Genomic DNA, 24,528 nt, shown 5'->3' with positions numbered 1-24,528 from the left:
GATAGAGCAAAAGTTTACTATATGTATGTATTTTGATTTCTGTAATTAAAAATATATCATATTTTCCATTTTATGATTTAAACTGACAAAATAATGATCTAATTTTCCCGTTTTGATGGTTATTTTATTTTAATTATTAACTTTTTATAGCCATTTGTAAAATAAAATTTTGTCTAATTGGTTTTAAATATAAAATATTTAATATACCCAATTTTAAATAATTTAAATATTGTCAATCAGTGTCTTACAATGGTTGTAATGGCTATCCTATTGTAATTCAGTTTTTTTGCTGGCACAGACTTTGAGACCTGATTCAGCATGAGACCCACCGAAATCACTTCAACAACAGATCATGTTCTGACATCAGAAAATCATGAAGAACTCGCAAGAGAAGCTTTTGCGTCATTTATTGATGATGCCTCATTTCCCTGTGTAGCAGCCAAGGCAGCCCTAAACAGAGATCAGATGAGAATTTTTGTTGCAGGGCATATTGCCTGTCCGAAAGATGACCAGCAAATCCTTGAGTTTATCTATGATTTTGTAGATTCTTACCGCAATGCAGAAAATCACTTCCATACCGCCTGTGTTATCTTTCCGGACGCTACCGGTATTGATGAAGCCTTATTTGAGCGCTTGCTCTGGATGCGCCTTCAGGCACTTTCTGACCTCGACGGGAAAAATTATTCCTATGACAAAAGGGTAAGTCCGGACCCTCAGTCGGATCAGTTCAGCTTCAGCCTTAAAGAAGAGGCATTTTTCGTGATCGGTCTCAATCCTGACAGCAGCAGGCCTGCCCGCCGCTTTAAATATCCGGCTCTTGTGTTTAATCCTCACCAGCAGTTTGAAGAGTTACGCCATCTGAAACGCTATGATAAAATGAAAAATATCGTCCGTAAGAAAGATGTTGAGCTCAGCGGATCCATCAACCCGATGCTGCAGGATTTCGGAGCGTCCTCTGAAGTATACCAGTACAGCGGAATGCAGTACGATAACAGCTGGCAATGTCCTTTTAAACCCAAACATTTATGAATACCATACCACCGCGCAGCGGAACAGCCTTTATCCTTAAAAAAGGGGAGCGCCTTATGATTACTGACATCCAGGGCGAACAGGTGTCCGATTTTATCTGCTTTAACCAGCATGACACCAAAGAATACTTATCTTCCGGCAGAACCATCGACTATGCTGAAACGATTTTCCTCACCAAAGGAAATCCTTTCTATTCCAACAGGAGCAATATTATGTTTGATATTGTGGAAGATACCGTAGGCCGCCATGATTTTCTTCTTACACCCTGCAGTGCTGATACTTTCCGTATCATTTACGGCGATACCAATCCGCACCGGGGATGTTTCGGGAACCTTTGTGAAGCGTTACAGCCTTTCGGTATCAGTCCGGATGAGATTCCGATCTGTTTTAACGTCTTTATGCATGTTGCAGTAGATGGTGAAACAGGAAAGATCAGTGTCCTGCCTCCAAAAAGCAAAGCAGGCGACCATATCGTCATCGAAGCTAAAATGGACCTTATTATAGGAATGACAGCGTGTTCAGCAGAAATGTCGAACAATTATTCCTTTAAACCTATTGGTTATGCTATAGACTCTATCCATTAAATGAAACAGTCTGATTATAAAACAGAGGAGCCGGATTCCGGCTCCTCTCAGTGTTTTAACATACAGACGCTTTTCGCTTCATCATTCAGGGGCGAGCAAGATGACAGCCTCACTGCTGCAATCGCTGATGCCCTTAAGGCTAGTAATGCGCTTCGGGTCTGAATCCGCTTATCAATACATCAAATCAGGAAGCATGACTGTAATGCTTCCTTTTCCAATTCATATCCGCTCATATTCAGTCTATTCTATATTAAGATATTCGATACCGGGTCATTAGATTTGATACCCATAGTTTTAAAAAGAAACAGATGTATGGCTGAAGAAATGGTAAAGTCTTATCTTTAATGGCAGTTTGTATAAAATATCGTAGGTTTTAAATCTTATATGTTCTTCCTGTTTCAAAGCTATCTTCTTAAGATTCTAGAGGCTCAACTGTTGTGACTTTTCTTTCTTGTTTATTCTTTTATCTTATCAGCGAACCCTGCGGGTTTGCCTTAATGCAAAACGAACCAAAAGATCAAGACTGGATTCTTCCGCTAACCGAAAGTCTTATGCACTAAAAATTCTAAACTTGCGTGGTAGCAATAGTATAGCTCCGATTCAAAGTTAGTCCCATGCTTCGGACAATAGAATTTTCTTAACGTTTATAAGCCTTCTGGTCTTAACGCTCCAGACTCCTAAGTCGGTTTTTACTTCTGAAAATAGTTGTAATTCTTATATTCATCATGAAATCAAATTATACAAATGTTCAATTTAACCTAGATTTAAAAACTAATGTGTTCTTCTGTTTTCAAAGCTATTTTCTTCATAATTCTTAAGTGTCAAAAGCTTTTGTAAGTGTTGTGGTTATATTTTAAAATGATCTTAATTTCAAAAGGATCAAAACACTTTAATCGTTATTAAAACCACCCGTTAAAAAATTCTCTGAATTTCGCCACTCTCCAAGGGAAGGTAATTTTCCCAGCGGCTAATTTTCTGTAAAATGTAAAATTTTTTTAATGCACATAAAAAACCGTACTTTTATTCTCACCCATTAATTCTCATGATAATGAATGACACCTTCCGTAACCACCTCCTTGAAATTATTGAGCTCAATGAAGCGGAATATGAAGTGATAGAACGTTACTTTTCTTCTTTCAAATTCAGGAAGCATCAGTTTGTTATTCAGGAGAACCAGCATGTAGAGCATATGTACTTTGTTTCGGAAGGTTTACTGAAATGCGGGCTGATTGATGCAGCGGGTAAAGAACATATCCTTCAGTTTGCCTGTACAAACTGGTGGATTTCAGATTTTCAGGCTTATTTCAGGCAGGAGCCGTCCACACTGGCGGTTCAGTGCCTTTCCGATGCAGAACTGATCGGCATATCCTACAGGGATATGGAAGCATTGTGTGCACAGCTTCCTAAGATGGAGCATTTTTTCCGGGTTAAATCTAATTTCGGATATATCGCTTTGCAAAAGCGGATCGTCTCGTTGATGTCCCATTCTGCCAGGGAGCGTTATGATACCTTCCTGAACCAGTACCCGGATCTTGTCCGTAAGATTTCCAAGCAGCTGCTGGCCAATTATCTGGGCGTAAGCAGGGAAACGCTCAGCAGGCTGCAGATGTGATCCGCATCACATTTTATTTGTGACATAGGTCCTTGGGATAACGAACCGGTCTGTATAATTTTACAGTATGAATAATAATTGTTAATAGGCTTCTCAATAGCCTGTTAATGTAAGGATTCACCAGTATACATTAACCTAAAATAGAAATAATATGTCAAATGAATTAAGCAAAGCAGCGGTTTTTGACGGAACAGGATATGAGCCGTCATTATTTTCAAGATCTCAGTTTGTCGCTCCGAAAACGGATTATAAAGCGGTAGAGCACCATAACCGCAATAAGGATAAGAATAAGAAGATATTAGTGGTCTGTACGGAAGAGAAATATATGGTAATGGCAGACGGGAAAAAATTTTCTACCGGAAACCATCCTGTGGAAACCTTTGTGCCGATCCTTCACTTTGAGGATGCCGGGTATGAAGTGGATTTCTTTACGCCGACAGGGGATTCCGTAAAGCTGGAGCTTTGGGCACTTCCGTTACAGGACGTTGCCGTGGGCAATATCATCGAAAAATATTCGGAACAGCTTGCACATCCTAAAAGCCTCAGGGATTTCACGGAAGGAAATTTCACGTCTGAGACCGATTATGTGGCCGTATTCCTTCCTGGTGGTCATGGTGCTATGTTGGGATTGCCTGAAAATGAGGACCTGAAAAAAGTGATCCGTTGGGTAGTGGAAAAGGATAAACTGATGTTTGCGATCTGCCATGGCCCGGCTGCATTGCTGGCTGCTACTGATCAGGAGGATCCTGAAAATTTCCCTTACAAAGGATATGCTATCAACGGATTCCCGGACAGTATCGATGAAACACTTCCTGAAATAGGATACCAGCCCGGAAAAATGCCGTGGTTCTATGGCGAAAAGCTCAAAAACCTGGGTGTTGAATTTTTAAACGAAGGAATATCCGGAGCCTGCCATACGGACAGGAAGCTGGTGACTGGCGACAGCCCGCTGGCAGCCAATGCATTCGGGGAAATGTGTGCCAGGGTACTTTCTGAAACTGCTTCAGGAAATTCCAAATAGTTAAGGATACAGGATCCTTTTATTCCGGTAACCAAAGTATAGCCGCTTCCTACACAAGAAAGAAGCGGCTATATTTATTTTATTGTATCCTGATGAAAGATTTATTCATGATGTTCACAGTGCAGGATGATGTATTCCCACGGAGCCATATTGAGGACCATGGTTTCCGGCACGGTATGCGGCTGCCCGGTAAAAAGGCTGGTATAATCGCCAATATCGAAGGATGTATCAAACTGCACCATGACCGAGTCTTTACTCAGGTTCATGAAAGTAAGGACTTTATCACCGTTCTTTTCGCGTACAAAAGAAATCACCTGATCCATCCTGTCATTCATAATCCTCACCATTTCGCCGCCGTACCTTCCGTTCCACAGGGCCTGGTTTTGATGCTTCAGCCTGAAAAGGGTGGTATAGAGGGCTTCATTCTGATGGGTTTTCCATTCAATAGGGTCTTTTTCAAAAAACTGAAGAGACCGGTCGAGCCCTGCTTCCTGGCCGCTGTAGACCAACGGCATTCCGTCCATCATCACAGTAAAGACAGTAGCGGCTTCCAGGGCATCACCAAAATTGCTGTACTGATTGCCTTCCCATGAATTTTTATCGTGATTGTCGATGAAATTCAGCCTGATCCCGTCTTTCGGGAAAATAGAGACGTGCTCGGCGAGGTAAGCTTCCGTAAGTATTTTCACGCTTCTTTCATTGAGGGCAAGCTGATGCAGGATATTCCAGAGCGTCCAGTTGTAGGTCACGTCAAATGCCCTGCGGTGGAGTTCGCGGTCTTCGGCTTCTGCCAGCATAAACACAGGTTTGATAGTATCGAGTTCCATGCGGACATTTTCCCAGAAATCAATCGGGATAAAGCTGGCAATATCACAACGGTACCCATCGATGTCATATTCTTTAATCCAGAATTTCAGGGCTTCGGTCATGTATTCACGCAGTTCCGGATACCGGTAATCCAGCTCGATGATGTCATCATAGTCCCTCCAGCGGGTAGACTGAAAAGTGTCTTTCCTGGATTTCCGGTACCACTCCGGATGTTTTGTCACCATTTCATTATCCCAGCTGGTATGATTGGCTACCCAGTCCAGGATCACATACATGCCTTCCTGATGGATGGCCTGCACCAGGTGCCGGAAATCTTCCTCTGAGCCGAATTCCGGATTGACCTCAAGGTAATCCTTTACCGAATAGTAACTTCCAAGGCTTCCTTTGCGGTTCAGTTTTCCGATAGGCTGTACCGGCATCAGCCAGATGATGTCAATACCCATTTGCCTGAGTCTGGGAAGCTGCTTTTCTATGGCTTTAAAAGTGCCTTCCTCTGAAAACTGACGGATATTAAGCTCATAGACCGTAGCGTTCTTGATCCAGTCCGGGGGGGTGATCTCTACATATTTTTTAGGCAGGTAACGGGGGTGATAAGGTTGCTCCATAAGTATATACAGGTAAAATAATCGATTATCATTCCTTATTCAGTAAGAAATAAATGTACCATTTTCAACCGACTGATCAATCATAACTGTGATTTTTTGCCATAGGATCTTAAGTGCCGGATATTGTTTTTAAGAGAAATGCATTCTTTATGGATCTCACCTTTAATTTTAATCATGCAGAAAAGGGTGTCCGGCAGGAAAAATATTTCTGAAACAACCCATTAAGGTTTAATTTTTGCAAACAATACCGAGGCGGCAGATGCCCGCCTGAATTCGACACCAAAAAAAATAAATAATATGATTCCGAAGAAAATACACTACTGCTGGTTTGGCGGTCACCCGAAACATGAACTGGCTGAACACTGCATCGCTTCCTGGAAGAAAATCCATCCGGATTACGAACTGGTAGAATGGAACGAGAGCAATGCCCCGCTGGAGGACAACAACTATGTAAAAGAAGCTTTTGAACAGAAAAAATGGGCATTCGTGTCTGATTATGTGCGTTCCAAAGTAATGTACGAACACGGTGGTATCTACATGGATACCGATATGGAGCTCAAACTCCCTCTGGATGAATTCCTGGATGAGAAAGCGGTCTGCGGGTTTGAGGTAAAAGGCGTACCGTATTCCGCATTCTGGATGGCCGAACCTAAACACAAGCTGGCAGAAGACTTTGTGGCCTATTATGACCGGCAGGAAGGCTTTGTAGAACGCATCAATACCGACATTTTCTCTGAAATGCTGGAAAAAGAATACGGTGCCGACCGTTACAGCGATACCATACAAAAGCTTAAGCATGACGTAACGCTGTATCCGTCCGTGTATTTCTCACAGGATCTCCCGAGCAATTATGTGAGCCATCATTTTAACGGTTCCTGGTTTGGAGGCGATGAGGAGAATACCCATAAGAAGATGGTGAATACCTATGGGCTCCTGGAGCGGCTGGTTAATCAGCCCGGTGCTGCAAAAGCGGTAGACAGCATCATTAATGAACATAAAATCATTGATGTGGATCAGGTCCTTGATCTTTTTCCAAAAGAAAGCATCAGGAAATACCTTGAAAAAAGTGCGCCTGAAAGTACAGGGGAAAAATCAGCGTAAAAGATATCAAACTCATATACATGAACTCCGGAACCAAAAGCTCCGGAGTTTTTATGTGGAATAATCAATATCTGAGGTTGAGACCTTAAACCCCTGCTTCAGAACTGGTCAGGTTTTCTATTTTAACCAGAACATCATCAATATCAAAAGGTTTGCTGACGAACATGTCCGCATTGCAGGCTTTGGTTACCTGTTCCGCTTTGGCGTGAGCACTGATGATCATTACAGGGATACCGGAAGTTGCCGGTTCGTTCTTTAGCTGGTTGCATACTTCGGTTCCGGATCCGTCGGGCATCATTACATCCAGGATAAACAGGTCAGGCACAGCTGAAGTATCTCTGTTGTTGAATGCTTCTACGGTAGAAAAAGAACGCACATCGTAATCTTCAAATGACAGGAGTAATTGGAGTGCATCTCTGATGCCTGTCTCATCTTCCAGGATATAAATAGTCTTCATAGTGTTGGCTTGGCAAAAACGGAGCCAATTTTAAAAAGATGTCGGAAATATTTTAAATTTTCTTCAAATGCTGTCCGCATGCATTGATGCAGAGAATATTAATCCTTATCATCCGTGAGTTTTGTGATCATTCCGTTGAATATATAGCCGTGGAAGGGGAGTACTGCATACCAGTATAATCTTCCCCAGAGTCCTACCGGCCGGAAAGTAGCTTCCTGGATCAGACATCCGTCTTTAATCCTGAATTCCAGCCATGCTTCACCCGGCACTTTCATTTCTGCAAACAGCAGCAGCCTTTTCTCTGTCCTGCTGGCATACAGCACGCGCCAGAAATCCACACTGTCCCCTGCACTGATCAGTTTGGAATTTTTACGGCCCCTTCTCAGCCCGACCCCTCCGAAAAGCTTATCGATGCTTCCCCTGAGGTTCCACAGGTAATTGGCATGGTACCATCCGTTTTTTCCTCCGATACCGAAGATCTTGTCCAGGGTTTTCTGCTCATCTTTGATCTTTCTTGTCTTTTTATCTTTAAAAACCCCCATGGTAGGAACTTCCAGGAAATCCCACATATTTTTGGAGTACCGGTAATTCCCGAACGAGTCGTACCAGGTAGAAAGCACATCATTCTGTTCGATTTTGTCAAAACTCAGCCTCAGGCTTTCACGGTAGGTGAGTAGATGAATGCCCAGCTGTTCGGCAAGGTCATTTTTTTCTGCCACAACATTGATCTTCATGCTCTCAACCAGGTTTTTGGCCAGTACATATGATGTTGAGGTGATGAAATACAGCCAGTAAGACGATAATTTAGGGCTGAGGACCGGTACGGAGATAATCGTCCGCTTCAGTTTCCGTTCTTCCGCAAAGATAAGCAGCATTTCTTTGTAGGAAAGCACATCCGGGCCGGCAATATCGAAATGCTTATTATACGTAAAGGCTTTTCCAATGACCCCTATCAGGAATTCGATGACGTTCCTGATTGCAATAGGCTGGCACAGTGTTTTCAACCATTTCGGGGCTACCATCACAGGAAGTTTTTCCACCAGGTCGCGGATAATTTCAAAGGAGGCAGATCCCGAACCGATGATGATCCCTGCACGCAGCACGGTTAAGGCATAAGAATCGGACTTGAGTTCTTCCTCAACATCTTTTCTGGATTGAAGGTGCTTCGAAAGTTCTTTTTCATTCACGATACCGGTCAGGTAAATCACCTGTTTACAATTCGTCTTTTCAATAGTCTGCGCGAAATTTTTAGCGGATATTTTTTCGGCTTTACTGAAATCCGCATTGGCAGACATGGAATGGATGAGATAATAGGCAATATCAATATCCTGATCTATATCGGATAAGGTAGCCGGATCATTGTAGTCATGTTCGACCACGCTCAGCTGATGATCGTAATTTTTATACGGAGATACATCGAAACGTTTTTTGTCCCGTACAGAGCAGATGACCTCGTGGCCGGCACTCAGAAGCTGAATCAGAAGTCTTTTACCGATATATCCCGTTGCGCCGGTAAGAAATATTTTCATAGAGTATTGTGGTTAATAAATTGTAAAAAGGTGTTGAAAAAGATGGTAAGACAAGGTAAGCGGTACTCCGCCTTTGCCAGAGAGGTACAAATCTGATACCACATGAATGGGAATTCTTTAGGATGCTGTACCTGTGAGATGTTCAGGAATAATTTAAGAGCCGGATGAGCAGGAATATCCGGCAGACAGTCTTATCTTTGCACCAGTTTCCTATTATTACACCATCATCCTATGCAGGGCAGCGAACCTACTTACCAGATCTATTCCCCGGCAGCCGTTATCGGCCTGTTCAACAATGCCCTGAAGCTCAATGCAACCGTTAACCTGATCTACCTGAAAGGCCGGTATTCCTACGGAGGCGGTAAAGCCTATGTCAATTATTACTATGACTTTTTATACTCCGAAAGCGACAGTACCTCGATCGGGGTTAAAATGCCCGGGCTGCTCAGGAGCAAAATCATGAACAATGAACTCTACACCCTTCGCGGATTCATAGAGAAGAGAGTCAAGAATTCCAGCATCGAATTGGTTTTTGTGGTTGATGAAATCATTTCCCAGGAAGAAAAAACCGTTTCCGAAGAGGACCTGAAGCGGTACGATCTCATCCAGAGGAAGCTGGAGCAGGGTTCACAGGACCTGGAAACCTTCATCAGAAATAAAGTGCTTCAGTCTGAGAAAGTCAGGATCGCCAATATCTACGGGCATAATGCCATTGTGCAGAAAGATTTTTATGAGGGACTCGATGTTTCGTCCAAAGATTTCGATATTGACGAATATACCTGCAATATTACCTCAGCGACTTCCGTTTCAGATGTCCTGAATAAAATTTCAGCCGGCGGATATGATGTGATTGCCCTGGTACGCGGCGGCGGGGACAAACAGAGCTTTGAGGTATTCAATAACCTCAGCCTGGCAGAACAGTTTATCGCGCTCCCATCAATTACCATTACGGCACTGGGCCATACCGCAGATGAAACCCTGTTGGATAAGCTCGCTGATAAAAGGTACCATCTCCCTCATGATTACGGCTCTGGCCTTCATGCGATCCTGAACAAGCTCACAGAGGAAAAATCAAACTCCAGGGCGTTGCTGATTGAGGAAGTGAGGAAAGATGTTTCCAAACAATTCGTGGAACAGGTAACTACGCTTTCCGAACAGCTCAAAAAGAAAAACGAGGAATTCCTGGAAGCCCAGAAAACCTTTAAGGAGCAGGTAGAGCATCAGAGCAAAACCTTCAATGAACAGCTGAAAGTAAGGAATGAGGAGGTTGAAAAGCTTAAAAAAGAAATTTCAGAAACGTATGGAAAGCAGGTGCAGACGTTAACGGAGCAGCTGGCCAAGAGGAATGAAGACGTCCAGAAACTGCAGGAAAATTCGGCTAAACAGATCCAGGAGCTGAATGCACATTTTACGGCACAGCAGAAACAGCGTCAGGAAGAGATGGAAGCCGGCCGGAAAGAAATTGCAGCCCTGTATGAGAAAAACATGCAGTCTGCCATCAGCGAGAAAACGGCATCACTACAGGCTGGGCTGGACGTGTTGAAACAGGACAACGAACGCATGCAAAAGCAGTTGGAGGAACCGAAAACCGATTATATCAAACTGCTTATTGCAGCGGTGATTGCGTTGATTATGGGTTTCGTGCTGGCAAAAATATTCTGAGCACTGAGAGGTTATGGGAAATAAAGAAGCGAAATGTTTTTCATATCGTAAAATAAAGACCGAATTACGGACCAGGTGATATCAATAATACATTTTTCATCTTAACAATTATTCATCCTGTCCTGCTGATATTCGGCTCAGTTTTTGAGTAAGAGACCATAAATAATCAACGATGAATATAAAATCTCTTTTCTGCCTTTTGCCTATGGCATTTTTAACGGGCATTTCTGCCCTCAGTTGCAGCAACGACGACGATCAGCCGGATCAGACCCAGAACGGACCGACTGTATACGCTGCCGGCCGTGAAGATTATAAAGCCAAATACTGGAAAAACGGAACCGCAGTCGTCCTGGGGACCGGGTCGGGCTCTTCTCTTGCTACGGGGATGGAAGTGATAGGTGACGACGTTTATGTCGCCGGTTATGAAGTGAAGGCCAATGGAAAGTATGTGGCAAAATTCTGGAAAAACGGAGTGGCTACAGATTTAACGGACGGTTCTCAGGATGCATTCGCCACTGATATTGCGGTCATTGGAAATGATGTCTATGTTTCAGGGCAGGAAATGATTGCGGGCGGTACCACCTATATCGCCAAATACTGGAAAAATGGTATCCCGGTTGTGCTGACAGATAATAGCCAGAGTGCCGTAGCTGAGGGAATCGCTGTTGTTGGTAACGATGTATATGTGATCGGAGAACGAAGGATGACCAGCTGGCTTACGCCGGTTACCTGTTACTGGAAAAACGGCCAGCGAACCGATATTTCAGACCAGAGTACTACGGCAGACCATCAGGATATTGCCGTTTCGGGGAATGATGTCTATATGATGTGGTCTGTGATTTACAATAATTCGGGGCAGTCGCAGACGCGGTATTCTAAAAACCTGTCTGCTCCCACGCTGATTCAGGATGGGGCTTCAAGTGTCAGTGGAAATGCGATATCAGTGAGAAATAATGATGTTTATATTTCAGGATCCGGACTGTCGTCCAACGGGAATTCAAATGTTGCCAAATACTGGAAGAACGGTTCGCCGGTAGTGGTGGGTTCAGGTGTTTCTTATGCATTGACTATTGACGTTTTAGGTACCGATGTATATGCCGCAGGATATCAGGAAAACCCGGGCGGAGGATCTGCAGCCCTGTATTGGGCTAACGGGAAACCGCAGGCACTCACCACAGGTACAGGAAATGCCCTGATCAGGAAAATTATCGTTAAAGAGAAGTAATACTAAAATCATAAGCCTGTTGCTCATGTGCCTTTAATTTCAATTGTTTTACTGCGATGCCGGCCATAAGTAAATTGTATTCTTAATGAGTGTATGTTTTAAAAAAAATATCTTATCAGAATCTGGTCAATATTGTAAAATGTAAAGAATTAAATCTATAACGGTGAATTATTAACACTTTGGCAAATAAATTGTTACCATAGATGAAGCAATCGCGTATTGCCGACCATTTTACAACCTCTTAAATGATATACAATATGAAAAACTCAATTTTAGCTATTTTAGCTGTTGCAGCTATGGTAGCGTGTAAGAAAAATGAAACCACAGCAACGGATACGTCCGCAGACAGTACGGCAATGTCCACACCTGCTGATTCAGGAATGATGAATACAGGTACAGATTCAACCGCCATGTCCGGCAATATGGATGCCAATGCTAAGAGCAACCTGAACGACCAGGATAAGAAATTCGCTGATGCTGCAGCCATGGGCGGAATGATGGAAGTGATGGCAGGACAATTGGCATCGACCAATGCGACCAATGCTACCGTAAAATCACTGGGGCAAATGATGGTAACAGATCATACCAAAGCTAACGATGAGCTGAAAGCATGGGCCTCCAAAGCTGGATATTCTCTTCCAACAGCTTTAGATGCCGATATGCAGAAAAAATACGATGCATTGAAAATGAAGAAAGGTGCGGAATTCGACCGTATGTATGCAGATATGATGGTTACTGATCACCAGACAACCATCGCGAACTTCAAGAAAGAAGCTTCCGACGGTTCTGATGCATCGCTGAAATCTTTCGCAAGCAAAACACTTCCGACACTGGAACATCACCTTATGGAATCTGAGAAAGCACAAAAAGCTGTAAAATAATTGCAACCTAATAATGTTTGAAATCCTGCTGAAAAGCGGGATTTTTTTGTTTGAGAATTGCAGGGTTTGGGATGGTAGATTAACAGAGTGGGATGATTTTGTAGTTATAGATTGAGAGGGTGGGAGGGTTTGAGTGAGATTTCAAGCCGCAAAAGCCACAATAATTTTTTGACACATGAGAATCTTAAGAATCCTGCTTTGAAAACAGTCAGAACACATAAGATTTTAAAAACCTACGGTTTTTAAGATGCGTAAAATCTGTGTGATCTGACGATCTGCGAAAGGTAAAAACCACAACAGTCACAAGAGTTTTTGACACTTAAGAATTATGAAGCGTACAGCTTTGAAAACAGTCAGAACACATGAGTTTAAAAATCTACGATTTTTGTGCGTATGTAAATTCTTTGCGGTTTTGGGAAATAGCACCTGGGAAAATTCCCCTCCCTCGGATGGCGAGAATTCAAATAATTTTTGACTTGGTGGTTTTGATGATCCTGGATTATAACAGTCTGCACAATTTTTGACACATGAGAATCTTAAGAAGCCTGCTTTGAAAACATTTAGAGCACATTAGTTTTTAAAAATCTACGGTTTTTAAATGCGTAAAAATCTGTGTGATCTGATGATCTGCGAAAGGTAAAAACCATAACAGTCACAAAAGTTTTTGACACTTAAGAATTATGAAGCGTACAGCTTTGAAAACAGTCAGAACACATGAGTTTAAAAATCTACGATTTTTGTGCGTATGTAAAATCTTTGCGGTTTTGGGAAATAGCATCTGGGGAATTCACCTCCCTCGGATGGCGAGAATTCAAAGAATTTTTGACGTGGTGGTTTTGATGATCCTGTATTATAACAGGCTGCACAATTTTTGACACATGAGAATCTTAAGAAGCCTGCTTTGGAAACATTTAGAGCACATGAGTTTTAAAAATCTACGATTTTTAAATGCATGAAAAAAGCTATACGATCTGTCGATCTGCGAGAAATCAAAAATATTATAAGTTTCAAAAAATACGATTTTTTGAATGCGTGAAGAACAACGTGTTTAATCTATATCTATGAGCCTGCTCTCTCGTTGTAAAGCCGGTCAAAATATTCCGCTAGTGAAACGATTCTGGAATGATGTATTGGATTGATATAGTTGAGAAACATCTGCTCTGTGCTGTGGCCTGTGGCCTGCATCAGCAGGGGAGTCGGGATTTTTCCGTAGAAATTGGACGCAAAACTCCTTCTGCCGATGTGGCTGCTGATATTTTCCCATTTCTCTGCACAGGTTTCCTTTCCTCTGAAGCCTTTCCTTTTTCGCATTTTGACCGGTTCATTGATTCCTGCAAGCAATGCCACTTCCTTAATCTGGACGTTGTACACAGCCTTTTCTATGGCTTGGGGAAATGTCCCGCCGTATTTCTTCATGATCTTCAGGACTTCAGGATGCAAGGGAAGGATGATTTCTTTTCCGGTCTTCTGCTGGATGAATGAGATGCACGGCTTATGATCGATTTTGATCAGCTGTCCTGTATTAAAACGCATAAAATCCGAGATTCTCTGACCGGTGTAACAGCTGATCAGAAGCCAGTCCTTAGCTCTTTTGAGCTCCGTGGGAACAGCTGTTTTACGGATTTTTACAATTTCCTTTTCATCCAGGACAAGTATTCGTCTTACCGTTTTGAGCTTAGGGATTTCGAGCTGTCTTACCTGGGTGATAATGCCTTGCCGTTCAGCGAAATTAAGGATGGTTTTGATGAATTCTGCTGTTCTGTTCAGGGTGCTTTCCGTATATTCTTCCATTTTTCCGAAGGTATAAAACTGCCTGATCAGGGTAGAATCTACTTCTTCGGTAATGATATTCCGGCCTATAAATCCTTCGAATTTTTCCATCATCCGGAGAAATACCACATATCTTCTGTAAGTAGAAAGGCAAAGACTTTCTTTTTTGGCTTCAAGGTAGGAAGACATCATAAAAAGAAATGAGCCTTCAGGATAGGCAGTTGTTTTTTCAGAACATATTTTTTTGATTTCCTCCGAGATTTCTTTACTGGAGATTCCAGGCTTGTCCTGCAGGTATTCCGCAAGGTGGATTTTGATTCTGTTAAGCAGAATATTGAGCTCTTTATGCTTTTTGGAATAAATATTTACGGGACGCTGTTTCTCAGGATCCCAATCTTTTAATGCAATGGTGAAAGGGAGTTTAAGCCGGTAAGAAATTTTGTGATGTAAAGCAATAGAGAGGTATATGGGATTGTTAAAAGCTACCGCTTTTTGGGACAAAAAATAAAAAAAAATCATAGATGAAGAATTAAAAATTTTACTTAACAATCCCAAAAATAGTACAAATAATTAGTCTTTTACAGACTAACATAACAAAGATAATAATTAAATAATACTGGTCAAGTGTATATTAGTAAAATATTGTAATATAAATATTTATTATTATTAATGATATTATTTAATAAATGATATAAATTTTAATGATATGCACAAATTGGGACTTTTGTTACTGTATTAAGAATTGTTTGTAGCATAATATACTAAGGCATAGAAAGGTGAATTTTTTATTAGTCTGTAAAAGACTAATGCAGGACTTTATAAAATGGATCTGATGTTATCCATGTGGAAAAATCTGTCACAACTATTTTCATAGTTCCCTGATATTTGTTTCACATTCAAATTGGAAAAGATTATATCCACACCGTCCATGGTTATTATCTGATATAATAACGATCAAATAGCATAGTGCAAGATTATCATATATCTGACCATAATGCAGGGCAGGCTTATTATTAAAAATCAAAACAGGAAGAAATATTCTGTCAATAAATACAAATAACCCATGAATTTCAAAAACATTCACATCGGAAGCCTGATTGAAAAAAAAGTCGCGGAAAGCGAAATTAAATCATACCGGATCTGCAAATTTATCCATTGTACGGAAGCTCAGATTTCCGAGATGTATAAGGCGCCGTCATTAGATACAGACCTTCTCCTTCGCTGGAGCAAACTTCTGGAATATGATTTTTTCAGGCTTTACACACAACATCTGATACTCTATGCCCCTCCCGGACCGGAAAAAAGAGATCTCATGAAAAACAGATCAAGCTTGCTTCCGGTTTTCAGGAAAAACATTTACACCAAGGAAATTATAGATTTCATTTTGGAATTGATCAGAACAGGAAAGAAAACCAAACCGGAAATCATACAGCAATATAAGATTCCTAAGACCACTCTGTATAAATGGATCAGCAAACAAAATAAAAATAATGGAAAAAATGAAAACATTACCCAATTATAAAAGAATCTATATGGATATGCTTACCATAAAATATCCTGAAAAAGCTCCTCTATGTAGTAATATACTCAAAAAAAAGACAATTGACATCATGGATATTATCAGGCTGGAACAGATTATATGCGGTAAAAAAGGACATGCCGATTCGCGTTTTGACCAGAAACTCAAATCCTATGATAAGAAGACTATTTGTGAAATGCTGGAGTACCAGAAAAAGAACCGGCTGAACAACAGTCAGCTGGCCAGGCATTTTAAACTAAGCAGAAATAGTGTAACCAGGTGGAAAAAACTGTTCTTAAATGAAATTATCAGTTGATCAGATACGCTGATGTGCGGTATCGGACGTGCAGATAACTGAATGCATTACCTCGTCTTCCATTTCAGTGGAGAGCGGGTTGCAGGTAGAATAATACGTTATTGAACAAAACTTAATGAACATTAATGATTTAATTGAGATTTTGTTCAGAATTGGCCCATTTTATGCTAAATCAATCATAAGCAGTTTGTGGCTGTTTAACACATTAACACTAAAAAAATTATTGATTATGAGCACTTCTACACAATGGGATAACCCTACACACACGAATAAAGCGATCGAACGTCAGAAAGCATTGGCAGTACTTGAAAAAGCCAAAATGCTGAACAGGAAAGTAGTTTTCCTGCCTAAAGGTGCATCCGGAAGCCTGAAGCAGAATTCTTTATTCTAATTTCATACGCATACCATTTAACAGCTACTTTTGAGTAGCTTTTTTTATGCTTGTATTTCAGTGTATATACTATTTTTGGCAGTGGGTATTCTAAGTTGTATGGCTGCTTCAGACTGCAATCATTGCGGGAAGGCAAAACTTTGTTTATTTTACAGCACCAAATCATCATTATGAAAAAATTAATCCTGGGAGCACTGCTGTGTTCCGTTATATCTGCAGGCATTCATGCCCAGACGTTGCAGTCGCCGGATGGGAAGTTTGAAATGAACTTCCAGCTGAAGCAGGGAATCCCGTATTACAACCTGAAATACAACGGAGCAGTGGTCGTGGAAGAATCAAAGCTTGGGCTGAGGTTGTTTAAAGATACCGCTGTTAAGTTTGCCTCTGACATTGCGAAGCCGGAAGATGCTACATTCGATCTGAATAATGGATTCACTAAAAAAGCTGAGAACCGGAATTCCAAAAATGAAAGCTGGCAACCGGTACTGGGCGAGAAGAAAAGCTACATCAACCATTATAATGAACTGGCGGTTACCCTGCACCAGGATGCAACTGACCGGGATATGATGGTTAAATTCAGGCTGTTCAATGACGGATTGGGATTCAGGTATGAATTTCCGGAGCAGAAAAATCTGAACTATTTTGTGATCCGTGAAGAGGATTCTGAAATCGATTTCCCAACCGATATGAAAGCCTGGTGGATCGTTGGCGATTACGATTCCCAGGAATACCAGCCGCAGACGACTCTGGTGTCTGAAATCCCGGCGCGTTGGGACCAGGGCCATGATCCCCATTCCTCCCAAGCACTGATCAGGAATGCCGTCCAGTCGCCGCTGATGCTGAAAAAAGAAGGAAAATATCCGCTGTACATCAATATCGGAGAAGCGGCAGTGTTGGATTACCCGGCTTCCAACCTTGAAGTGGATGCGGTCAATTTTAAGTTTAAAACCCATCTTACTCCTGACGGACAGGGAGCCAAAGGCTATATGCAGACTTCAACCGTATCGCCGTGGAGGACGATTATCGTTTCCCCGAAAGCAGAAGAGGTGCTGGCTTCCAAAATGATGTTCAATCTGAACGAACCGACCAAATATAAAGATACTTCTTATATCCATCCTACGAAATACATGGGCGTATGGTGGGAAATGATCATTGGCAAATCCCAGTGGAAGTATTCTACTGCAGAAAATGTCCATATCGGGGAAACCGATTTCAGCAAGCTGACACCAAATGGAAAACATGGGGCCAATAATACGAAAGTGAAAGAATACATTGACTTTGCGGCGGCCAATGGTTTCGGCGGCCTCCTGATAGAAGGATGGAATGTAGGCTGGGAAGACTGGGTAGGGCATAACAAAGAATTTGTCTTCGATTTCATCACCCCATATCCCGATTTCGATCTTACAATGCTGAATGACTATGCCCATTCCAAAGGCATTAAGCTGATCATGCACCACGAAACTTCCGGTTCTGCAACGAATTATGAGCGATGGGCGGATAAAGCTTTTAAACTGATGAACGATTATGGTTATGATGCTGTAAAAACCGGCTATGTGGGTGACATTATCTCGAGAGGGGAACATCATAATTCCCAATGGATGGTCAACCACTATTACCGCATCGCTGAAAAAGCCAATGAATACAAAATCATGGTGAATTCCCACGAATCCGTTCGTCCGGGCGGGGAGAGCAGGACGTATCCGAACTGGATCTCAGCCGAAGCTGCCAGAGGAACCGAACATGAAGCATTCAGGGGCAATAATCCGGACCATCAGACTATTCTTCCATTCACCAGATGGATCGGAGGTTCTATGGATTACACGCCGGGGATTTTCCAGACGAAGCTGGATTATTACTTCCCGGGGGACAAACGTTTTGTGAAGACTACCCTGGCCAAGCAGCTGGCTCTGTATGTGGTGATGTATATGCCGCTCCAGATGGCTGCAGATTTACCGGAAAACTATCAGAAGCATATGGATGCTTTCCAGTTCATCAAAGATGTGGCCGCAGACTGGGATGATACAAAGATTTTATCCGCCGAACCGGGCGATTATATCATCACCGCCAGGAAGGCAAAAGGCACGGAGAACTGGTTTGTAGGCGGCATCACCGATGAGAACAGGCGGGATTATACGGTTGATTTCTCATTCCTGGACAAAGGCAGGAAATATGAAGTAACGGTATACGAAGACGGTAAAGATGCAGACTACATCAACAATCCGCAAAGCTACCATATTTACAAAAAGACGGTTACCAGCAAATCGAAAATTAAAATCAATATGGCAAGAAGCGGTGGTTTTGCGATGTCTGTGAAGCTAAGGCGGTAGACTGAAAAATTTAAAGATTTAATATTTAAAGATTTAAAGATTGAAGAATTTAAAGATTGAAGGATTATAGCAGCCGTCATAGTAATTTCTGGTTTTTTGCATGTTTGATTGTCATTGTATGGAAGTTTTTTTTCTGCTGATGATTTAAAATTAAAAATTTGGTATAATTAATTATTGTTTTACGATAATTAATTATATATTTGCAGGGTAATACTTATCTGATGAACCAGACCAAAATTATTTCCAGAATCCTCTATTACCTGTGTATGCTGCTATCGGCGGGGTATATGCTGATATTCCTGTATTCTGCGTTATGCCTGCTGACCGGTTTTGCAGTACATTCTTATGATCATAACCGGTATCTGCAAATTGGAGCTCCTCTTGCACGGCATTCATTGTTTACCATTGAAAATAATCCTGCCTATATTCTGTTTTCATTTTTAATTGTTTTGTTGGCGTACGGGATATTTTTCGGGCTGTCGGCCGGGGTATTCAGAGTGTTCTTCCAACTTAAACTGTTCACGCAAAAGAATATCGCTGTTCTGAAAAAATTCTACCTTTACAACATCTTTTTCCCGCTGCCTGCCGCGCTGATTGCCGCAAGGTTTGTGGAAGTAGAGCATGTGATCTGGGGACTGGTGTTCATCCATTTCATGCTGGGGATTTTCTGTCTCTTTCTGGCCAATATTTTCAGTCAGGGACTCCATTTACAAAACGAACAAGATCTATTTATATAAGATGCCGATTATAGTCAATCTGGACGTGATGCTTGCCAGGAGAAAAATGCAGAGTAAGGAGCTGGCGGAAAAGCTGGGCATCACCCCCGTTAACCTTTCCATCCTGAAAACCGGAAAAGCAAAGGGTGTCCGTTTCGATACCCTGGAAGCGATCTGCAAGATCCTGGACTGCCAGCCGGGCGATATTCTCGAGTACCGGGAATAATGCCGTAAACGCAGCAGGTCCTGAACCGAGTTTTTCGGCAATTCTGTTATTCAGACTTATGTGGCGGCTTTCCGGAGCGGCCGTCACCTCTGTATACTTTTTTAACGGTTATCTGAAGCAGCGGAAATGCGGCCAGGATATGTAATGCCTAAAAACCAACACAATGAATCAATTAAAAATCAGTCATCTGACCGTTACATACAGCAACGGTTTCCATGCCGTCAACGATCTGTCACTGGAGATCGGAAACGGAATGTTCGGGCTTTTGGGACCAAATGGTGCCGGAAAGTCTTCGCTTATGAAAACACTGGCAGGACTGCAGAAATGCAGTTCCGGCACCATGATGATGAACGGGACCGATATCTCGGAAAATCCGGATTATATGAAGCAGAACCTGGGGTTCCTGCCGCAGGATTTCGGTGTATATCCTAAAGTTTCGGCACAGGATCTCCTGCATCATATTGCCTTGCTGAAAGGAATCAGCAATACCTCCGAACGTCATGAACAGGTAGATAGCCTTCTTGAGAAAGTTAACCTCACCGGTTTCAGGAAAAAAGAAGTCCGGACCTTTTCCGGCGGAATGCGGCAGCGTTTCGGCATCGCCCAGGCATTGCTCGGAAATCCGAGGATTGTCATTGTCGACGAACCTACCGCAGGCCTGGATCCCGGAGAACGGAACCGGTTCAATACCCTGCTGAATGCAATCAGCAAAGACGTCATCATCATCCTTTCCACCCACCTGGTCGAAGATGTGAGGAACCTGTGTTCCGAAATGGCTGTTATGGACCGTGGCCGGATTCTGACCGCAGGAGAACCTGAGCAGCTAATTGCCGGACTGGATGGAAAGATATGGGCAAAATCTTTGGTACAGCAAGAACCGGAAACTGCCGGATACCAGGTCATCAGCCGTCAGCTGATCAACAGGAAGCTATACCTTACCGTCTTTTCGGAAGATCAGCCTGAAGGATTCCATGCTGTAACGCCTCAGCTGGAACACGTTTATTTCAAAACACTTTCCCAAAACATTTAGTAATGAACATTTTGCTATCCTTCGAAATCCAGCGCCTTATACGGCATTGGTCAGTCTATCTTGTGGCTGCATTACTGGTTCTTGCAGGCATATTCTGCGGCATTCGGTTTAATCTTTCAGTAGGAAAGGGGATTTACCTCAATTCTCCGTACAGCATCGGATTCCTGACCGGGCTGCTGAGCCTGTCGGTAATTTTTATGGGCATGATCTATTCAGGCAGGATCCTGTTCAAAGACTGGGATTCCGGTTTTGATATCCTGATGTTTTCCTATCCTTTCTCCCGGAGGGCTTATCTTACTGGGAAATTCCTGAGCTATTTTCTACAGACTTTTTTAAGTTTTACGCTCCTGGTCCTGGGAATGGCAATCGGTCACCAGCTGCGTTCAGGCAATGAAATGCAGCCCTGTTTCCATCTCTGGCATTATCTGTATCCGTTGTTGATCTTCGGGGCGCTGAACACATTCCTGGTTTGCAGCATGCTGTTTTACATTGCGATGGTGTCCCGGAAAAAACTGCTGGTTATTGTAGGCGGGCTCCTGCTGTATGTGGTGTATATGGTCTTGCTCGTCTTCTCCAATGCTCCGTTTATGTCAGGAAGCATGCCCCAGTCTGAATGGGCACAGCAGGTATCCGCTCTGGCAGATCCTTTCGGCCTGTCTGCCTATTTTTACCGGTCGGCTTCATGGTCTGTGTTGCAGAGGAATACTTCGATAGTTTCCTGTTCGGGTTTCTTACTGGCTAACCGAATGCTGTACATTGCTCTTTCAGCAGTTTTTCTGATGCTGGCATTCCGGAAGTTTTCCAATTCCTTGACGGTTTTTAAAAAGAAAAAGGATCAGTTTCCGGCAGAGGACTTTCCCCTTCATCGTACTAAGGAATACATATCCGTATTGCCGTCTTTCGGAATGGTTTCCGCTCTGAAGTCTGTCGGTTCACTGGCGCGGATAGACCTTACTTACCTTTTTAAAAGCGTAGCCTGGGTAGCGGTAACAGTATTACTCGTATTTTACATAGGAATGGAGATGTATGCAGGAATTGATCAGGGCGTCCGCATTCCACAGCAGTATGCCGGTTCCGGACTGCTGTCGGCTGTAATCCTTAAGAATTTTTATATGGTAGGACTGTTGTTAGTGGCTTATTTTGTCAATGACCTGTATTGGAGAAGTTCTTTGTCAGGATTCAGCGTGATTGAGAAGTCTGCATTCTTCACAAAAAATAAAGCCTACGGGCATTGGCTTTCCATAAGCTTACTGTTGTTCTTTTTTACTGCTGTCCTCATTCTTGAAGCACTGATATTCCAGATCTTCTTCAGTTACCTGAAAATCAGGTGGATCGCATATGCCGGAATTATTCTTTTTAACACATTGCCGCTGATCCTGTTTTCCGGATTGGTGCTCCTTATTAATGACCGGATCAGCAACCGGTTTGTGGCGCTGGGGATATCCGTAGTGGCTGTTGGAGTATTGACCGGCCCTGTTTCAAAAATACTGATTCCCTCTCCGGTATTCAGGATCTTTTCAGATTATAAAGGTGTCTACAGTGATTTTAATGGGTACGGAACTTACGCCCTGGCATTTGCACAGCGATTGATATTTGGTGGCTCTCTCATCATGATACTGGTGAGGGTCAATCGGTGGATCGTAACCCGGAAAATACATATAAGGCATTCAGTCATCGGACTGCTGATCCTGGCTGCGGGAATTTCCAGTGCGGTCAGTTTCTTGCACGGGTATATTCCTAAAGATAAAGATGAGGATATCCGCATGGCTGTTGCTTATGAAAAACAGTACCAAAGGTACAGGACTATCCCTCAGCCGGATATTGCAAAAGTCCGTACGGAAATCATGCTGTATCCTTCTTCAGAAACATACAGGATTCATGGAACGTATACGTTGGTCAATCACAGTCGGCACCCGATCAGCAGCATCCTGGTTACTTTTCATCCTGATCTCAAATTAGAATCGGCAGTATTGAAAATGCCAGGAGAAACCATTAAAATCAACGTAAAAACCCCTGCCGTTCATCTTAAAAAGCCTTTACTTCCGGGAGATGCGGGATTTCTTGACTTTGATATTGCCTATCAGTCGGTACCGGTGAATGGGCATGATCCTTTCAATGCCATTCTGAGTAACGGCTCCTTCATGCGGGTCAGCAGGTATTATCCGGTTATCGGATATCAGGAAAGCTATGAAGTCACAGATGATGACCAGCGCAGGAAATACGGGTTGGGAAAATATCCCGGCATTAAAAAACTTAACGCACCGCAAGTATTCAGGAAAGATTTTGTTGATCTTAATATGCAGGTCTCTACAGAAGCAGGACAGACCGCTGTTGGCACCGGAGATCCGGTGAGGAGTTTCATGAAAAAGGGCAGGGCTTATTTTGAATACCATGCTGCCGGCATACCTTTCCGTTTTGCTGTTTCTTCTGCAAAATATTCCGTTAAAGAAACAATGCATAACGGAATCCTTATCCGGATCCTGTACCATCCGGACCATGGTGAAAATGTCCACCGCCTGCTGGAAAATGCCCGGCTTACTTTAGACTATTGTTCTGAAAACTTCGGACGCTATCCTTTCAAAAGCATCAGCTTTGCAGAAATATCCTCCTTTACGGAAGGATTTGCCGCCACATCGTACCCCTCAGTAATCTTTATGCCTGAAAATAAGCTGTTCCATACTCGGATTCTCCCGGGACTCGGCCAGGATGTCATCAATGAGCTTGCCGGCCACGAGCTTTCCCATCTCTGGTGGGGGAACAGTTCGGTAGATCCCGATGATCGTGAAGGGTCGGCTATGCTGACGGAAACCTTAGCCATGTATACTGAAATGATGCTGTATAAAAAAATGTACGGAAAGTCAGAAATGATGGAAAAAGTAAAGATGCATGAACAGATTTACAACCGTGGAAAAGGATTGTCCGGTGATGAGCCTCTGGATAAGGTAAGTCCCGACCATGATTATATTGCCTATTCCAAAGGAGCCGTAGCCATGGTGAAACTGAGTGAGCTTATCGGTGAGAAAAAGGTCAATACGGCACTCAGGAATTTCCTTCGGCTTCATCAGTATCCTGAAAAGCCGGTTTCCACAGACCTGATCAGGGAATTTTATAACGTCTGTCCTGAGCCTGCGGTCCGGAAAAAGATTGACCGTCTGTTCATGGTTCCATAACAGACACAATCAAGGCACAGCCTTTGCAAAAACAATCCTATGAAAAAAGAACGTCCCAGTTACCTGAATTTCAATGCTGCCGGTTACCCCTGGAAGCCGGATATCGATTATAGGCTACATCCGGAACTGTACCGGGTGGGTAAAGGAGAGCAGGGCGTTTTGATCTGTGAACCCTATAAAAGCGAGATCGGACAATACTGGCGTTTCAGGACCGTACCGATTGCCGAAGAAAGTTCCCGGAAAATTTTCAGCCTTTTTATGGATTACCTGGAAAACGGTGATTTTGTGGGCGCGGACATGGCCAGGAAATACCTTCAGATGGGCTATACCCGGGCAAGACGGTATTTCAATTATAAAGGCGGCAAAAAATACGATGCAGAAAAGGATTATCAGCAGCTTGAAAGAGGTACGGGAGACCCGGAAAAAGCCAAAGCAGCAGCCATTTTTTATGATCAGTGGAAAGATGCAGAAGCAGAACCCCGATACGCGGACATGAAGAAACAGTGGAAGAAAGACAAAGGCTGAATTG

21 protein-coding genes are annotated in these 24,528 nt (G+C 42.7%); 17 read left to right on the top strand and 4 right to left on the bottom strand.

Annotated features, from left to right (window positions below; translation table 11 throughout):
• Positions 1-318: 318 nt before the first annotated feature.
• From gntA to CGB83_RS05650, 4 genes are all read left to right on the top strand, one after another.
• Positions 319-1,029 carry a guanitoxin biosynthesis heme-dependent pre-guanitoxin N-hydroxylase GntA gene (gene gntA / locus CGB83_RS05665; RefSeq protein ID WP_100074932.1) on the top strand — a complete coding sequence of 237 codons (711 nt, stop codon included), beginning with the start codon at positions 319-321 and terminating at the stop codon, positions 1,027-1,029.
• Positions 1,026-1,613 (top strand): DUF1989 domain-containing protein, encoded by a 588-nt coding sequence (locus tag CGB83_RS05660; protein WP_100074931.1) that lies wholly within the window; start codon positions 1,026-1,028, stop codon positions 1,611-1,613. Before gntA ends, CGB83_RS05660 begins: the two co-directional genes overlap by 4 nt.
• A gap of 1,048 nt (positions 1,614-2,661) precedes the next feature.
• A complete protein-coding gene (locus CGB83_RS05655; protein ID WP_100074930.1) occupies positions 2,662-3,225 on the top strand; it encodes a Crp/Fnr family transcriptional regulator in 564 nt (187 codons plus the stop codon).
• 151 nt (positions 3,226-3,376) lie between these two features.
• Positions 3,377-4,246 (top strand): DJ-1/PfpI family protein, encoded by an 870-nt coding sequence (locus CGB83_RS05650; protein WP_100074929.1) that lies wholly within the window; start codon positions 3,377-3,379, stop codon positions 4,244-4,246.
• 101 nt (positions 4,247-4,347) lie between these two features.
• Here CGB83_RS05650 and CGB83_RS05645 read toward each other — a convergent pair whose 3' ends face one another.
• Positions 4,348-5,679, bottom strand: a complete 1,332-nt coding sequence (locus CGB83_RS05645) for an alpha-amylase family glycosyl hydrolase (RefSeq protein ID WP_100074928.1) — start codon at positions 5,677-5,679, stop codon at positions 4,348-4,350.
• A gap of 231 nt (positions 5,680-5,910) precedes the next feature.
• Here CGB83_RS05645 and CGB83_RS05640 point away from each other — a divergent pair, with 231 nt between their 5' ends.
• A complete protein-coding gene (locus tag CGB83_RS05640) occupies positions 5,911-6,780 on the top strand; it encodes a glycosyltransferase family 32 protein (protein WP_335621878.1) in 870 nt (289 codons plus the stop codon).
• A gap of 85 nt (positions 6,781-6,865) precedes the next feature.
• On the opposite strand, the gene CGB83_RS05635 is transcribed toward CGB83_RS05640, so the two are convergent.
• The gene (locus CGB83_RS05635) at positions 6,866-7,237 is read right to left on the bottom strand and encodes a response regulator transcription factor (RefSeq protein WP_100074926.1); all 372 of its coding nucleotides are present in this window, start codon (positions 7,235-7,237) and stop codon (positions 6,866-6,868) included.
• A gap of 98 nt (positions 7,238-7,335) precedes the next feature.
• Positions 7,336-8,766, bottom strand: a complete 1,431-nt coding sequence (locus CGB83_RS05630; RefSeq protein WP_100074925.1) for an SDR family oxidoreductase — start codon at positions 8,764-8,766, stop codon at positions 7,336-7,338.
• A gap of 231 nt (positions 8,767-8,997) precedes the next feature.
• Here CGB83_RS05630 and CGB83_RS05625 point away from each other — a divergent pair, with 231 nt between their 5' ends.
• The 3 genes from CGB83_RS05625 to CGB83_RS05615 all read left to right on the top strand — a co-directional run bounded on the left by CGB83_RS05625 (position 8,998) and on the right by CGB83_RS05615 (position 12,534).
• Positions 8,998-10,428 carry an exodeoxyribonuclease VII large subunit gene (locus CGB83_RS05625; protein ID WP_100074924.1) on the top strand — a complete coding sequence of 477 codons (1,431 nt, stop codon included), beginning with the start codon at positions 8,998-9,000 and terminating at the stop codon, positions 10,426-10,428.
• 172 nt (positions 10,429-10,600) lie between these two features.
• Positions 10,601-11,653, top strand: coding sequence for a hypothetical protein (locus CGB83_RS05620; RefSeq protein WP_157761350.1), 1,053 nt, complete (start codon positions 10,601-10,603; stop codon positions 11,651-11,653).
• Between the two features lie 257 nt (positions 11,654-11,910).
• Positions 11,911-12,534, top strand: coding sequence for a DUF4142 domain-containing protein (locus CGB83_RS05615; protein WP_100074922.1), 624 nt, complete (start codon positions 11,911-11,913; stop codon positions 12,532-12,534).
• 1,059 nt (positions 12,535-13,593) lie between these two features.
• Here the strand turns inward: CGB83_RS05615 and CGB83_RS05610 are convergent.
• Positions 13,594-14,823 (bottom strand): tyrosine-type recombinase/integrase, encoded by a 1,230-nt coding sequence (locus CGB83_RS05610; RefSeq protein ID WP_100074921.1) that lies wholly within the window; start codon positions 14,821-14,823, stop codon positions 13,594-13,596.
• Between the two features lie 544 nt (positions 14,824-15,367).
• Here CGB83_RS05610 and CGB83_RS05605 point away from each other — a divergent pair.
• The 9 genes from CGB83_RS05605 (at position 15,368) to CGB83_RS05570 (ending at position 24,524) form a co-directional block, all read left to right on the top strand.
• Positions 15,368-15,826 carry a transposase gene (locus CGB83_RS05605; RefSeq protein ID WP_100074920.1) on the top strand — a complete coding sequence of 153 codons (459 nt, stop codon included), beginning with the start codon at positions 15,368-15,370 and terminating at the stop codon, positions 15,824-15,826.
• The gene (locus CGB83_RS05600) at positions 15,804-16,139 is read left to right on the top strand and encodes a transposase (RefSeq protein WP_100077509.1); all 336 of its coding nucleotides are present in this window, start codon (positions 15,804-15,806) and stop codon (positions 16,137-16,139) included. Before CGB83_RS05605 ends, CGB83_RS05600 begins: the two co-directional genes overlap by 23 nt.
• A 229-nt stretch (positions 16,140-16,368) precedes the next feature.
• The gene (locus CGB83_RS20295) at positions 16,369-16,530 is read left to right on the top strand and encodes a hypothetical protein (RefSeq protein ID WP_172954678.1); all 162 of its coding nucleotides are present in this window, start codon (positions 16,369-16,371) and stop codon (positions 16,528-16,530) included.
• Between the two features lie 170 nt (positions 16,531-16,700).
• The gene (locus CGB83_RS05595) at positions 16,701-18,857 is read left to right on the top strand and encodes a glycoside hydrolase family 97 protein (protein ID WP_100074919.1); all 2,157 of its coding nucleotides are present in this window, start codon (positions 16,701-16,703) and stop codon (positions 18,855-18,857) included.
• Positions 18,858-19,078: 221 nt separating this feature from the next.
• The gene (locus CGB83_RS05590) at positions 19,079-19,594 is read left to right on the top strand and encodes a DUF2975 domain-containing protein (RefSeq protein WP_100074918.1); all 516 of its coding nucleotides are present in this window, start codon (positions 19,079-19,081) and stop codon (positions 19,592-19,594) included.
• Position 19,595: 1 nt separating this feature from the next.
• Positions 19,596-19,799, top strand: coding sequence for a helix-turn-helix domain-containing protein (locus CGB83_RS05585; protein WP_100074917.1), 204 nt, complete (start codon positions 19,596-19,598; stop codon positions 19,797-19,799).
• 163 nt (positions 19,800-19,962) lie between these two features.
• Positions 19,963-20,829, top strand: coding sequence for an ABC transporter ATP-binding protein (locus tag CGB83_RS05580; protein ID WP_100074916.1), 867 nt, complete (start codon positions 19,963-19,965; stop codon positions 20,827-20,829).
• A 2-nt stretch (positions 20,830-20,831) separates the two neighbouring features.
• Positions 20,832-23,999 carry an ABC transporter permease/M1 family aminopeptidase gene (locus tag CGB83_RS05575; RefSeq protein ID WP_100074915.1) on the top strand — a complete coding sequence of 1,056 codons (3,168 nt, stop codon included), beginning with the start codon at positions 20,832-20,834 and terminating at the stop codon, positions 23,997-23,999.
• Positions 24,000-24,038: 39 nt separating this feature from the next.
• Positions 24,039-24,524 carry a DUF4385 domain-containing protein gene (locus CGB83_RS05570; protein ID WP_100074914.1) on the top strand — a complete coding sequence of 162 codons (486 nt, stop codon included), beginning with the start codon at positions 24,039-24,041 and terminating at the stop codon, positions 24,522-24,524.
• Positions 24,525-24,528: the final 4 nt, after the last annotated feature.

Origin of the sequence: Chryseobacterium camelliae, assembly GCF_002770595.1 — a bacterium.
Lineage (GTDB): Bacteria > Bacteroidota > Bacteroidia > Flavobacteriales > Weeksellaceae > Chryseobacterium > Chryseobacterium camelliae.
The sequence above is the reverse complement of the archived record's forward strand: the minus strand, read 5'-3'. Positions and strand labels throughout refer to the sequence as shown.

What these genes read in the sequence shown, in the direction of transcription:
- CGB83_RS05590 (WP_100074918.1), top strand. Translation starts at nt 19,079, where the DNA reads ATGAACCAGACCAAAATTATTTCCAGAATCCTCTATTACCTGTGTATG.
- CGB83_RS05625 (WP_100074924.1), top strand. Translation starts at nt 8,998, where the DNA reads ATGCAGGGCAGCGAACCTACTTACCAGATCTATTCCCCGGCAGCCGTT.
- CGB83_RS05600 (WP_100077509.1), top strand. Translation starts at nt 15,804, where the DNA reads ATGAAAACATTACCCAATTATAAAAGAATCTATATGGATATGCTTACC.
- CGB83_RS05655 (WP_100074930.1), top strand. Translation starts at nt 2,662, where the DNA reads ATGAATGACACCTTCCGTAACCACCTCCTTGAAATTATTGAGCTCAAT.
- CGB83_RS05575 (WP_100074915.1), top strand. Translation starts at nt 20,832, where the DNA reads ATGAACATTTTGCTATCCTTCGAAATCCAGCGCCTTATACGGCATTGG.
- CGB83_RS05595 (WP_100074919.1), top strand. Translation starts at nt 16,701, where the DNA reads ATGAAAAAATTAATCCTGGGAGCACTGCTGTGTTCCGTTATATCTGCA.
- CGB83_RS05570 (WP_100074914.1), top strand. Translation starts at nt 24,039, where the DNA reads ATGAAAAAAGAACGTCCCAGTTACCTGAATTTCAATGCTGCCGGTTAC.
- CGB83_RS05660 (WP_100074931.1), top strand. Translation starts at nt 1,026, where the DNA reads ATGAATACCATACCACCGCGCAGCGGAACAGCCTTTATCCTTAAAAAA.
- CGB83_RS20295 (WP_172954678.1), top strand. Translation starts at nt 16,369, where the DNA reads ATGAGCACTTCTACACAATGGGATAACCCTACACACACGAATAAAGCG.
- CGB83_RS05635 (WP_100074926.1), bottom strand. Translation starts at nt 7,237, where the DNA reads ATGAAGACTATTTATATCCTGGAAGATGAGACAGGCATCAGAGATGCA.
- CGB83_RS05620 (WP_157761350.1), top strand. Translation starts at nt 10,601, where the DNA reads ATGAATATAAAATCTCTTTTCTGCCTTTTGCCTATGGCATTTTTAACG.
- CGB83_RS05605 (WP_100074920.1), top strand. Translation starts at nt 15,368, where the DNA reads ATGAATTTCAAAAACATTCACATCGGAAGCCTGATTGAAAAAAAAGTC.
- CGB83_RS05580 (WP_100074916.1), top strand. Translation starts at nt 19,963, where the DNA reads ATGAATCAATTAAAAATCAGTCATCTGACCGTTACATACAGCAACGGT.
- CGB83_RS05610 (WP_100074921.1), bottom strand. Translation starts at nt 14,823, where the DNA reads ATGATTTTTTTTTATTTTTTGTCCCAAAAAGCGGTAGCTTTTAACAAT.
- gntA (WP_100074932.1), top strand. Translation starts at nt 319, where the DNA reads ATGAGACCCACCGAAATCACTTCAACAACAGATCATGTTCTGACATCA.
- CGB83_RS05645 (WP_100074928.1), bottom strand. Translation starts at nt 5,679, where the DNA reads ATGGAGCAACCTTATCACCCCCGTTACCTGCCTAAAAAATATGTAGAG.
- CGB83_RS05630 (WP_100074925.1), bottom strand. Translation starts at nt 8,766, where the DNA reads ATGAAAATATTTCTTACCGGCGCAACGGGATATATCGGTAAAAGACTT.
- CGB83_RS05585 (WP_100074917.1), top strand. Translation starts at nt 19,596, where the DNA reads ATGCCGATTATAGTCAATCTGGACGTGATGCTTGCCAGGAGAAAAATG.
- CGB83_RS05650 (WP_100074929.1), top strand. Translation starts at nt 3,377, where the DNA reads ATGTCAAATGAATTAAGCAAAGCAGCGGTTTTTGACGGAACAGGATAT.
- CGB83_RS05615 (WP_100074922.1), top strand. Translation starts at nt 11,911, where the DNA reads ATGAAAAACTCAATTTTAGCTATTTTAGCTGTTGCAGCTATGGTAGCG.